At 47.9% G+C, this 12,629-nt stretch carries 9 protein-coding genes and 1 pseudogene; 5 read left to right on the top strand and 5 right to left on the bottom strand.

Annotation, left to right across the window (positions count from 1 at the left end; translation table 11 throughout):
* On the top strand, nt 1–1,585 hold a 1,585-nt coding region (gene ltrA / locus BOO20_RS08230; RefSeq protein ID WP_368665433.1), incomplete at its 5' end, for a group II intron reverse transcriptase/maturase.
* Between the two features lie 380 nt (nt 1,586–1,965).
* Here ltrA and BOO20_RS08225 read toward each other — a convergent pair.
* The 3 genes from BOO20_RS08225 to BOO20_RS08215 are packed head-to-tail and all read right to left on the bottom strand — an operon-like array spanning nt 1,966 to nt 5,801.
* Nucleotides 1,966–2,352, bottom strand: coding sequence for a hypothetical protein (locus BOO20_RS08225; RefSeq protein WP_076791970.1), 387 nt, complete (start codon nt 2,350–2,352; stop codon nt 1,966–1,968).
* 34 nt (nt 2,353–2,386) lie between these two features.
* A complete protein-coding gene (locus BOO20_RS08220; RefSeq protein WP_076791968.1) occupies nt 2,387–3,871 on the bottom strand; it encodes a sodium:proton antiporter in 1,485 nt (494 codons plus the stop codon).
* 46 nt (nt 3,872–3,917) lie between these two features.
* The gene (locus tag BOO20_RS08215; protein ID WP_076791966.1) at nt 3,918–5,801 is read right to left on the bottom strand and encodes a chloride channel protein; all 1,884 of its coding nucleotides are present in this window, start codon (nt 5,799–5,801) and stop codon (nt 3,918–3,920) included.
* Nucleotides 5,802–6,250: 449 nt separating this feature from the next.
* Here BOO20_RS08215 and BOO20_RS08210 point away from each other — a divergent pair, with 449 nt between their 5' ends.
* The 4 genes from BOO20_RS08210 to BOO20_RS08195 all read left to right on the top strand — a co-directional run bounded on the left by BOO20_RS08210 (nt 6,251) and on the right by BOO20_RS08195 (nt 10,438).
* Nucleotides 6,251–6,604, top strand: a complete 354-nt coding sequence (locus tag BOO20_RS08210; protein ID WP_076791973.1) for a P-II family nitrogen regulator — start codon at nt 6,251–6,253, stop codon at nt 6,602–6,604.
* Between the two features lie 55 nt (nt 6,605–6,659).
* Nucleotides 6,660–8,210: an ammonium transporter gene (locus BOO20_RS08205; RefSeq protein ID WP_076791965.1), complete on the top strand. Its 1,551-nt coding sequence runs from the start codon at nt 6,660–6,662 to the stop codon at nt 8,208–8,210.
* Between the two features lie 183 nt (nt 8,211–8,393).
* Nucleotides 8,394–9,935: an ammonium transporter gene (locus tag BOO20_RS08200; protein WP_083694606.1), complete on the top strand. Its 1,542-nt coding sequence runs from the start codon at nt 8,394–8,396 to the stop codon at nt 9,933–9,935.
* Between the two features lie 155 nt (nt 9,936–10,090).
* The gene (locus BOO20_RS08195) at nt 10,091–10,438 is read left to right on the top strand and encodes a P-II family nitrogen regulator (RefSeq protein WP_076791963.1); all 348 of its coding nucleotides are present in this window, start codon (nt 10,091–10,093) and stop codon (nt 10,436–10,438) included.
* Between the two features lie 89 nt (nt 10,439–10,527).
* Here BOO20_RS08195 and pgi read toward each other — a convergent pair whose 3' ends face one another.
* Both pgi and BOO20_RS08185 read right to left on the bottom strand, forming a co-directional pair.
* Nucleotides 10,528–12,171 carry a glucose-6-phosphate isomerase gene (gene pgi, locus BOO20_RS08190; RefSeq protein WP_076791962.1) on the bottom strand — a complete coding sequence of 548 codons (1,644 nt, stop codon included), beginning with the start codon at nt 12,169–12,171 and terminating at the stop codon, nt 10,528–10,530.
* A gap of 57 nt (nt 12,172–12,228) precedes the next feature.
* Nucleotides 12,229–12,561 (bottom strand): annotated as a pseudogene (locus BOO20_RS08185) (ATP-binding protein); the annotation flags it as partial.
* Between the last annotated feature and the right edge of the window lie 68 nt (nt 12,562–12,629).

Here is a 12,629-nt window from a genome sequence, read left to right as displayed (position 1 = left end):
TCTACACGGGAATCGGGAGACCCGGCAAGCTCCCTCGCCCAAGGCAAAAGGCAGGAGGGTAGTATCAATGAAGGAGAGAACCCGAAGAATTGATGCAGAAGCGAACCGGGAGTCGGACGGTGTAATAGTACCCGAGAAGCAGCCGAACAGAGAAACCCCTGTTTTGACGGAGGCTGTGGAGGTAAGGACACCGGCCAAGAGGAACGCCGGAGAAGAAGCCACCAACCGGATACAGAGCCGGAACATGGTGTCGTTCGGACTCGAAGGCGTGCGAACACGAGCCAAAACTGACAAGACGTGCTGCTTTACTGCACTGCTGCACCACATCACACCTGAACTGCTCCGCCAAAGCTTTTATGAGCTGAACCGCAAGGCAGCGCCGGGAATCGACGGTGTGACATGGCAGGCCTACGAAGAGCAGTTTGAAGAACGCCTGCAGACCCTGCACACAGAAATCCACAAAGGCAGCTATCGAGCAAAACCGGTACTGAGGACGTATATCCCGAAAGCCGATGGTCATAAACGCCCACTGGGCATAACGGCCATAGAAGACAAGCTTGTCCAACAAGCCATAGTCAATGTGCTGACGGTGATATATGAAACAGAATTCTATGGATTCTCCTACGGATACCGGCCCGGTCGAAGCCAGCACGGAGCGCTGGATGCGCTGGCAACAGCTATTTTGACGCGCAAAATCAACTGGATACTGGATGCAGACCTGCAAGGATTCTTTGACAGTATACCGCATGAACGCCTGCTCGAATTCATCAGAAAACGAGTTGGAGACAAACGGATACTGCGCCTGATCAGCAAATGGCTGAAGACGGGATACAGTGAAGACGGACGCATCTATCGGCAAACAGTAGGCACACCACAGGGGTCGGTGATTTCGCCGCTGCTGGCCAACATCTATCTTCACTACGCACTGGACGAATGGGTGGAAAATGAACGACGAACCCGTCCAAACGGGGAGGTCATCATTGTGAGATACGCCGACGATATGGTATTGGGCTTCCAGTACAAGAACGAGGCGGAACGATATCTTGCAGCCCTAAAAGAACAGTTGTCCGGTCACGGATTGACACTGCACCCTGAGAAAACCTGTCTGAAAGAGTTCGGTCGATATGCCGCAGAAGGACGGAAGAAACGGGGAGAGGGAAAACCGGAAGGATTTGATTTTCTGGGGTTTACACACCTGTGCAGCAAGAACCGGAAAGGTGGTTACTTTCTGAGACGGAAGACCATAAGCAAACGACTGCGCCAAACGATACGGGAAGTCAAGGATGCCCTGAGAAAAAGAATGCATGCACCCATAAAACAGACAGGAATCTGGCTGAAAAGTGTTGTGCTGGGATACGGGCAATACTTTGGCGTACCGGGAAACATCAAGGCCCTGAAAAGCTTCAGAGACCTTGTGGCCAAAGCGTGGTACTGGAGCCTGAGGCGCCGAAGTCAGAAAGGAACAGCCATGACCTGGCAACGATTTACGCCCATCGTAAATACTTATCTCCCGCGCCTCCGATTATGCCATGATTTCCCGGAGGTACGATTCGCTATTACTCAAGGCAGGAGCCGTATGCGGTAGTTCCGCACGTACGGATCTGTGCGGGGGGTGTCAGGTAACTGGCATCCCTACCGCGACCAACAAACCACACAAAAACGCCAAAAGCAATCATCCGAATCAAATGAGGGGAGGGTATTCACCGGTAACAGTTACTCGACACGAACCACATTGTACAGAGATGCCTCCCTTCTGTTCGGCATGGCGCCTTGAAGAGATTGTGAATTTTGAATAATGAATTCCGGATTGTGTGAGCCCTTTCCTTATCGCCTCTCTCTCCCTTCAAATGAGTCCGCCAACGCACAGGACTTTTTTATCTCCCTCCTGCCCAGGAGGTGAAAAACAACAGTCGGCGTTCCTGATTCTCTCTGATCAGGGTATCACTTTTCTGTTCTATAGAATCCTTAAAGATCACGGGGGTTATCAATAATTTCAAATGAGATCTCTTTTTTGTGATCATGAAAAACGATTCGGATGTAGTGAAGGTTTTCGGTCCGGAAAATATCCGCACCCTTTTCTGATGCCCTGAGAATGATGTGCCCTTTGTTATGACCAAGCTCTTTGGAGAAGTCGCTCCATTTCCTGAAAACGAGATTGGTAAACGACTCCCCCTCTCTGACACCTACAATGTCTGTATCAGTAAGGTCAACGATCAAATCAGGAGATGCGAGCAGTGACATCTCCTTTCCTACCCAGATACTGATAATTTCACAGTGAAACGGTAGATAGAGAGAGTTTTTGGTAAAAAACCCCTCTTCTCCATTGCTGATTGCATTCAGAAAGCTTTTCATGATATCTGATTGTTAAATAGTGACAAAGTCACCGTCAATAATTGAAAAACAGAACCCATAACAACATAAAGATCGGCAAAAGGATCGGCAGAGAGTATTTATAGATGTACTCAAGAAAATCGGGAACCTCGACATCGGCCTGCTCGGCAATATTTTTAACCATGAAGTTAGGAGCATTGCCGATGTAGGTCAGGGCACCAAAAAAGACCGAAGCAACAGAGATCGCCATGAGATAGATATCCGACGTAAGATCTCCCGAAACCGAAGAGGCTACGCCGTTGGCGAAGAGTTTAACATCAGAAGAGAGTCCGATATCAAAGCCGAACTTCCCTAAAGCACCGGCAAAGAAATTCAGGTAGGTCGGAGCATTATCAAGAACGCCCGAAAGCGCTCCGGTTAGCCAGAAAAATCGTGATACCGAGAGTTCACTGGCATGAGTTTTTGCAAAATCAGCAATAAGAGCCAGCGCAGGAATCATGGTGGCAAAAATACCTATAAAAAGAAACGCAACCTCCTTTATGGGCTCAAAGTTGAACTCATTGCCCTTGAATGCCTCCTGATTCGAGAATTTATAGGCCAGAAGAGCAATCATAAACATGATCACTTCCCGGATGCCGAACGGCAGATGAAAAAGCTCCTGAAGACTGGGAAACCCCGCGATCACAGCAGGGTCAAGAAAGACAGCACAGATAATACCGGCGAGTAATAATAAATTTCGCCTTCCTGTAATACGTACTCCTCCTCCTCCTTCGATTGATTCGATACCTCTCAGATCACCAACTCCTGCCTTTGCATCAAGAATGATAAAAATGATGAGTAGTGCTGAGACCGTAATGACCCACGGTAACAATACTTTGGATAGAACCCAGAAAAACGGCACACCCTTTAAAAATCCGAGAAAGAGTGGAGGGTCACCTATCGGAGTAAGCGCGCCGCCGATATTGCTGACAATAAAAATGAAAAACACAATATGAAACGCCTTCAATCGGCCATCATTGATGCGCATATAGGGACGTATGAGCAGCATGGATGCTCCGGTTGTTCCGACGAGATTTGCAATCACCGCTCCTGTAAAAAGCAGCAATGCATTGAAGAGAGGAGTTCCTCTCCGTTCAATCCTGATCAAAATCCCCCCGGATACTACAAAGAGGGATGAGATCAGGGCTATAAACGAGATGTACTCTTCAAGGGTATGCTCCAGAACCGAGAGCCCGTTCTCCATGAGAAAACCATAGTAACCCGCCACAAGAACACCCAGGCCTGTCGAAACAACCGGATAGTTCCGCTCCCAGAAGCGATGGAAGAGGAGCGGACCTGTCGCTATCATAAGCAAAAGCGTAATAAACGGGGCGACAAGCCAGAGCGGCGGCAGTTGGTTTGTCGGCTGAACGGCTAAAAGTGTTGCGCTTTTTACGCCCTCTATACTTTCAGCAGCTTGAAGGGGCAGACCTGTTGATGTACAGAAAATAACGGTAAGCCCTAATACGATCAAGTGTAAATACCCTGTTGATTGCTTCATAAAAAGTATCTTTTAAAAAAGTCAGATGAATTAAATAAGTGGGAAATCATGATCTCTGACTTTCATACTGGTCAGACCCGTAAAGATTGAGCTGCTTCCGATAAAAGGCGAAGGCCTCTTCCTGGCGGACCACTCCAAGCAGTTTGCCGTTGTTTGTATCAAGAACCGGCAGCATATCATAATCAGAGATTTCAAAAAGTTTCAGTGCTTCATCAAGTTTTGAGGTTTCATAAAGGACAGGCACATCCTTCTTGACAATATCTTCAGCAATGAGTCCCACCAATAAATCCTCTCTGAGCAGTGCTCTCATCTCATCAAGGCTTATGATTCCGGAAAACAGCCCTTGATTATCTGTAACCAGGAAGCTTGATTCCGGTGTATTAAAAAAAACATCAATCATATTTGCTGCGCTCTCTGAATCGCTGAATGTCACGTAGTCTGTTTTCATAACTTCAGCAATACTGATATGTTCTGCAACTGAAAGAGCAATGCCAAACCCTACCCTGACTCCCTCCTTTTCAAGTACATAGCTCTCCATACTATGACGATAGGCAAGCCGGGCAATCAGCGATGAGGTTACGGCAGCAAACATGATTGGCAGCACAATCTCATATTGACCGGTCACTTCAAAAAGAATCAGTATAACGGTCAACGGCGCCCTCATAATACCAGCCGTTAATGCACCCATACCGACCAGAGCATAAGCGCCTGATGTGGCTGTTATTGCAGGGAAATACATATGGACAATATTGCCGAACATTCCCCCGAGCATAGCTCCCATTTTCATGGCTGGAGCAAACATCCCGCCTGATCCTCCGGAACCGATACTGAGACCGGCAACAACAGGTTTGAAGAGATAAATACCGATCATGTTGCTCCAGCTTTCACTCCCATGAACTGCATTATTTATTGCTTCATAGGTAAATCCATAGAGACCCGGAAACCAGATACAGATAACCCCACTCATTAGGCCGCCGATTGCAGGCATTGCCCATACAGGTATCTTCCATCTCTTTTCGATTCTCTGAAACCACTCCTCGATAGCGTAGTAAATTTTAATGAACATCACTGCTGACAGGCCGGCAAGTATACCGAGCAGGCAATAAAACAGCAGCTCGGTATTCGACACCAGAGCGTATTCGGGAACCTGAAAAGTCGGAGAGTTACCAAGAAAACTTCTCGAAAGGACGGTACCAATGACAGCCGCAATAACAATAGGGCTGAAGGTTTTGACGCTGAAATCTCCCAGCAGCACTTCAACAGCAAACATTACACCGCCAATGGGTGCATTGAATACAGCAGCCAGCCCTGCTGCTGCTCCGCAACCAAGGAGTGTACGGGTCTTGTTAGGCGAAAATCGCAGCAACTGGGCTACGGTTGAACCGATTGCAGCGCCAACCTGGACGATTGGAGCTTCACGACCGCCACCTCCGCCTGAACCGATACTCACAACTGATGTCAAACTTTTATGAAAACAGAGGTTGCGGTCAATAATACCATCATTTTGTGCCACAGCCTTGATGACCGATGCAAGTCCATGCCCGGGCCTTGCTTTTACTATAAATGCGTTGTAGAGCCCTACAATCAGTCCCCCAAAGGCAGGGATGAAGGGCAGCAGAACCTTCCAGTAGTCGTCGATGAAGGTATGTTTACCGAACGATCGAAGACCGGTAAAGCTCCAGGTACTTATCGTTACAATAGCATCATGAAAAACCACCGCAACATAACCGGTCAGAAGGCCGACGATGACAGCAACAAATAAAAACGGGATGTCCTGATTAAGATTGAGCTGAACAAGGAGATAATCGAGGGTGAGTTTGAAAAACTGCCGGAAAGTTCCGTTAAAGTAACGGGTTCGTCGGATGATGCCATAGAAAAAAGCTAACAGCTTTCTGCTGATACGTCCATGTATATAAGATGATAGTTTCATTACTTCAATGTGCTAAAAATCGATGCATAAATAAAATGCAACGCTTCGCCAAACATTGTTTTACGGCATTGTTTCTGCATCGGAACGCCCCGCCCTTCCGTTTTTGCGACCGGCATTTATCTTTAAAAAAGCAGATTGCACCTCATAATATAAGGACAATCAACTCTATGAGCGCCGATTCTTCATAAGAAACGTGAAAAATCTTAACATTATTTACATAATTGTATTTTATTATTAATAAATTTCAGTTATTATTGAGCTGATCCTAAATTATTAACAATAACATCCGCTTTCCCTAAAAAAAGGAGGTAATGAGCTGATAAGGCGCAAAAGACAGATAAAAATAATGCTGTAATCTCCTGCTTGATCTCCCGCGATCATCAATGTCAGCTTCAGCGGGGCAAAACAGAGGGATTGATTCAAGAAAAAGAAAAGTAACCAACTACATCATGAAAAAAATCGAAGCTATCATACGATCAAGCCGGTATGAAGAGGTCAAAAAAGCTTTGCATGACATCGACATTGATTTCTTCACCTGGTGGGATGTCACGGGCCAGGGCAATGACACAAAGCACAAGACTGAAATATACCGGGGAACCGTCAGGGATACATCATTCATATCCCGGAGATATCTCTCCCTTGTTGTTCGCGATGTCAATCTGCAGAAAACTATCGACTGTCTGCTTAAGACCGCCTATACCGGTGAGGTTGGCGACGGAAAGATATTCGTTTCCGAAATCGTTCAGTCCTATAGAATCAGGACTGGAGAGAGCGGTGATGAATCGCTTTTCAACAAGGACTGAATAAAAGAGAGGTCATCCAGGTATTAAACGTTTTACAATTTCAACAAACAGGCCAATGTCAAAGAAACTACTTATTATTCTGTCAGGTGTATTCCTGACCCTCTGCATCGTGGTGGGAGGCGATGCATTTGCACTGAAGTCCCTGGATCCAAGTGGAGCAACAACCGGCCTTACCGTTGATGTTTCTGCAGCAACTGCCGGTTCACCTACAGCAACTGAAATAACTGACCAGATCGGGAAAAACAAGGTCTCCATCAACATGATGTGGGTCCTGATAACCGGTTTTCTGGTCATGTTCATGCAGGCCGGTTTTGCCATGGTTGAATCAGGCTTGACAAGGGCAAAAAATGCGGCACACACCATGTCGATGAACATGATGATCTACCCTATAGGGATGCTCGCATTTTTTATATGCGGATTCGGAATCATGTTCGGCGGAGTTGGACCGCTTGCAACGCTTGGAGGCTATGACGGCCTTAACCAGGAGTTTGCCATAAGCCTCTTCGGACACACTTTCGGACTCTTTGGCACAAAGGGGTTCTTCCTCAGCGGAGTCTATGATGTCAGTGTTTTTGCCCTCTTTCTGTTTCAGATGGTTTTCATGGATACCACGGCAACCATACCTACCGGTTCAATGGCAGAGCGCTGGAAGTTTTCTGCATTCGTGGTCTACGGATTTTTTGTAGGCACCATACTCTATCCGGTTTACGGCAACTGGGTATGGGGCGGCGGATGGCTCTCCCAGATGGGCAACCAGTTCGGACTCGGTAATGGACATGTTGATTTTGCCGGTTCATCGGTTGTTCACCTTACCGGCGGTGTCCTTGCCCTGGTCGGCGCGATTATCATCGGACCACGTATTGGCAAGTATAACAAGGACGGTTCCCCGAACGCCATTCCTGGTCACAACATTCCTATGGCAGTCATCGGCACCTTTATTCTTGCTTTTGGCTGGTTCGGCTTCAACCCCGGCTCAACACTTGCAGGAACCGACCTCCGTATGAGTATCGTTGCTGTGAACACCATGATAGCTTCGGCAACCGGTGCTATTGGCGCAATGCTCTACATGTGGTGGTTCAAGACCAAAAAACCGGATCCGACCATGATGATCAACGGACTTCTGGCCGGTCTTGTGGCGATTACCGCACCCTGCGCCTTTGTTACTGTTCAGGCTGCGGCATTGATAGGACTGATTGCAGGTGTACTGGTTATTGAGGCTGCGTTTTTCATCGAGAAAGTGCTCAAGATAGATGACCCGGTTGGAGCAATCGCTGTACACGGTGTCAACGGTGCATGGGGATGTATTGCTCTCGGTCTCTTTGCTGATGGCACCTATGGCGCAGGTTTGAACGGTGTAGCCGGTCCGGTAACCGGACTCTTTTACGGCAACCCCGGCCAGCTCTATGCCGAGCTCATCGGAATCTCGGCCAACATTATTTACATCGGCGCATTAGGATGGGTGGTCTTCAAGCTGATTGATATCGTAATCGGCAACAGGGTCAAGCCTGAAGATGAACTTGACGGTCTTGATATCCCTGAAATGGGTGTTGAAGGCTACTGCGGTATCAGACTTGACAAAAACTCTGAGACGCCGCTCTCCAAGTAATACGCAAGGAACTTTACCCTACAAAGAAAAGCCGCCTTTCTGCAGGGCGGCTTTTCCTGTTTTCTCGCCAAAGTCAGGAAATGAGAGTTATGGAGAGTTGCCTTTTGTTGAGAAAAGAGCTGTGAATCAGAGAGTGACAACAACAGTATTGCGTATTTTGCAAACAATTCAAATATCAATGCTATGAAATCAGGAACGATAAGCCTCGAAAGAGGTCTATATTTAGCCAGGATCAGGGAGAATCTGGTAAAACAGAAAAACTGGAAACTCGGGGCAACCATTTTTGCCGGCAAGATGATCGGGCTTTTTGTTCTCCTGTTGTCTATGAACATGTTGACTGGAGTTATCGGCGTTCCGGCAATGGCAGCAGATGCCTATTCGCCAGCCGAGACAAATATTATCAACGCAATTAACACGGTCTGGACATTAGTGGCTGCTGCTCTGGTTTTCGGCATGCAGGCAGGATTCGTCATGCTTGAAGCCGGATTCGCAAGAAAACGGGAAACAGTGAACGTGCTTCTTGAGTGTGTGCTTGATACGGCAATATGCGGTATCTCATTCTGGGCTATCGGCTATGCATTCATGTTCAGTACCGGCAATGGCTTTATCGGCCAGGAGTGGTTTTTTCTGCAGGGTGCCCCGGCAACCTATGGATCAACCGGTGTAGCATTGCTTGCTCACTGGGTCTTCCAGTTTGCATTTGCCGATACCGCATCAACCATCACGTCAGGCGCCATGATCGGACGCACCAGCTTCCGTGGTGACATCCTCTACAGTATTGGCGTGACTGCGTTCATCTATCCGATTATCGGTCACTGGGCATGGGGTCCGGACGGATTCCTCGCAACCATGGGTACACCGGGACATTTCCTGCCTGAACTCGGGAACCCTTTTCGTGACTTTGCCGGTTCAACCATTGTGCATACCATCGGCGGTGTAGTATCCCTTGCCGGAGCTATCGTTTTAGGGCCGCGTATCGGTCGTGTATTCCTTCGTGACGACAAAGCGAGAGGTGGACTGCCAGCAGCACACAGCCTGCCGGTTGCCGTTACAGGTGCTTTCCTCTTGTGGTTCGGATGGTATGGATTCAACCCCGGAAGCACGCTTTCGGCAATGGATACAGTTGGTATTGGCCGCGTGGCAGCAAATACGACACTCGCGGCATGTTCCGGAGCAATCAGCGCCATATTTTTAGCCTTCTATTTCGGCTCATTCAAAGGGAAGTTTGACGTTGGCTTTACGGTGAATGGTCTGCTTGGAGGACTGGTTGCCATCACCGCTCCATGCTACTGGGTCTCTCCGTTTGGATCCATCATCATCGGCCTTATTGCAGGTGCGATTGTGTTTGGCGGTATCTACCTTTTGGAGTATCTCCGTATTGATGATCCGGTCGGAGCAGTTCCGGTTCATGGATTGAACGGCATCTTCGGCACGCTTTCCATCGGATTGTTTGCCAGTGGAGAGTACGGTTTTGCAACACCTGTCGGTCCTGACAACACAGCTCCTGTAGCGGGACTATTCTACGGTGGCGGATGGAATGTATTCCTTGCGCAGCTCACCGGAAGCGCCATCATTACTCTGACAACCTTTGCTGTTGCCATGATTCTGATGTTCGTCATCAATACATTACCCTATCCATTCAAACTTCGTGTCGAGCCTGAAGCTGAAACCGGAATTGGTGGACTGGATGTGTTCGAGCATGGTGCAGAAGCCTACTCCAACTGAGTGAGTTACAACAGTATGAAAAAAGGAAAAGAGTATCCTCCTGTTTCATTCGTTGAGATGCTGTGAAAAAGTGAAGTTTGATTCTTACACACGAATATCGTGATTATTGCAGGCTCTCATGACATGGCGCATTAATTACTAAAAATTTATCGAATATGAAAAAAATTGAAGCCGTTATACGGCGCTCCAAATTTGAAGAGGTAAAAGCGGCACTGCATGCCATTGATATTGACTTTTTCTCCTATACCGAAACATACGGAGTAGGAAATGAGAGAAAAAAGAAGGATGTCTTCCGCGGCTCCGCCGATACCGACTACATATCACGACTGACACTCTCTATTGTTGTTCGCGATATCAATCTTCGGAAAACTGTTGACTGTCTGTTGAAATCAGCCTATACCGGCGAAATCGGTGACGGCAAGATATTCGTCTGGAATATCGAGGAGTCCTATCGTATCCGTACCGGCGAGAGTGGTGACGACTCCATGTACAACAAGGATTAGTTCTTCTCTCACATCGTAAAATCGACACAGAAAAGCCGCCTTTTTGAGGGCGGCTTTTCTGTGTACAGGCTGAAAAAAAATGCAGGTTATTATTTCCTCCTCGCCTCCCGATAGGCATTGATCAGCGCATTGGTTGAACAGTCATGAGCGGTAACCGTTTGCGTTCCCTGAATTTCCGGATAGATCGCTTTGGCAAGCTGTTTTCCGAGTTCAACACCCCATTGATCAAAGGAGTTGATATCCCAGATCACACCCTGAACAAACACCTTGTGCTCATACATGGCGATGAGCTTGCCAAGATTGAATGGCGTGAGTTCATCGAGAAGAATGGTGTTGGTCGGCCTGTTACCCGGAAAAACCTTGTGCGGAAGCAGCGCTTCAAGAGCGGAAGGCTCCATTCCCGCAGCTTCAAGCTCAAGACGGACCTCCTCGGCGGTTTTTCCTTTCATAAGCGCTTCGGTCTGTGCAAAGCAGTTTGAGAGCAGAATATCATGATGCTCCCCTGCAGGATTCTGACTTGTAAGCGGCACAATAAAATCCGCAGGAATAAATCCGGTTCCCTGATGCAGAAGCTGGAAAAATGCGTGCTGGGAGTTGGTTCCGGGCTCGCCCCAGATTACCGGACCGGTCGCATAATCCACGGTGTTACCATCCCGGTTGACTCTCTTGCCGTTACTCTCCATATCAAGCTGCTGAAGATAGGCCGGAAAGCGGTGCAGGTACTGGTCATAGGGAATGACGGCGTGTGAGGAGACACTGAAAAAGTTATTGTACCAGATGCCGAGCAGGGCAAGCAGAACAGGGATATTATGCTCAAGTGGTTCATTCTGAAAATGCTCATCCATCTCCCCTGCTCCCTGAAGGAGCTCATCAAAGCGGTTAAAACCGAGATAGAGCGCGATGGAAAGCCCGATGGAAGACCAAAGGGAGTAGCGCCCCCCTACCCAGTCCCAAAATCTGAACATGTTGGCCTCATCAATTCCAAACTCGACAACCTTTGCACTGTTGGTCGATACAGCGGCAAAATGCCTTGCAATATGTGATTCACTCCCCGCATGCCGTAAAAACCACTCACGGGCACTCATGGCATTGGTGAGCGTCTCCTGTGTTGTAAAGGTTTTGGAGGCAATAATAAAGAGGGTCGTTTCCGGATCGAGTCTTTTCAGGGTCTCGGTGATATGGGTACCATCAATATTGGAAACGAAATGGACCTGAAGCCCACCATGAGCAAAGGGGCGAAGTGCCTCTGTGACCATGTACGGACCGAGATCGGAGCCTCCGATACCGATATTGACCACATCGGTCACTACTTTACCGGTATAGCCCTTCCAGCTTCCCGATATAATACGCTCACAGAACCCTTTCATCTGCAAAAGGACATCGGCAATCTCCTCCGATAGATTGAGACCCTCAACGTTGAGCGCATATCCTGAAGGTCTGCGAAGAGCGGTATGGAGCACCGCACGATTTTCGGTTGAGTTAATAGCCTTGCCCTCAAACATCGCGCTCCGTTTTGCTTCCATGCCTGCATTGCGAGCAAGTTCCACCAGCAGCTCCATGGTGCGCGGAGTTATCCTGTTCTTTGAATAGTCAAGAAGCAGTTCCCCGCATCTGAGAGAAAATCGTTCAAACCGCTGAGAGTCGTTCCGGAACAACTCCCTCATGTGCAATGTTTCGGTTTCATGCTTGTGCGAGACAAGGGCACTCCATGCAGCGCTTCGTGACAGGTCCATGACAGGTAGTTTATTTGTTATAGAATAAAGGCTTGATAAGAAGGGCCAATAACAGAATCAATAGGGAATATAACGCAACATCAGGGTTGATCCATCCCGGCTTCTTTCGACATTGATGCTTTCTGCAATGCTTTTGATAATATATACCCCCCGACCCGAGAGTTGAAAGTGATTATGAGGATCGAGAGGATCCGGAAGTTCTTCAGGATTGAATCCCTCTCCGCAATCCGTTATGGTTGCAAGAAGCATATTCACTTCGAAGCAGAGTGAACATGATACGGAAAGTTCATCACGCTCCCTGTTCCCATGTTTGACAGCATTGATAAACGCCTCTTTCAGAGAGAGCTGCAGGTCGTGCGAAAATTGTGCACTGTACCCTTGTGATGCGGCAAAAGATGCGGCTCTTCGCTATTTCAAGTGGGTAAGCTAAAGTCAAGCTTCCCTGCAATCATGTAGAT

The sequence above is a fragment of the Chlorobium sp. KB01 genome (assembly GCF_001975465.1).
In the GTDB taxonomy this organism is placed as follows: domain Bacteria; phylum Bacteroidota; class Chlorobiia; order Chlorobiales; family Chlorobiaceae; genus Chlorobium.
This window is presented reverse-complemented; position numbering and strand designations above follow the sequence as displayed.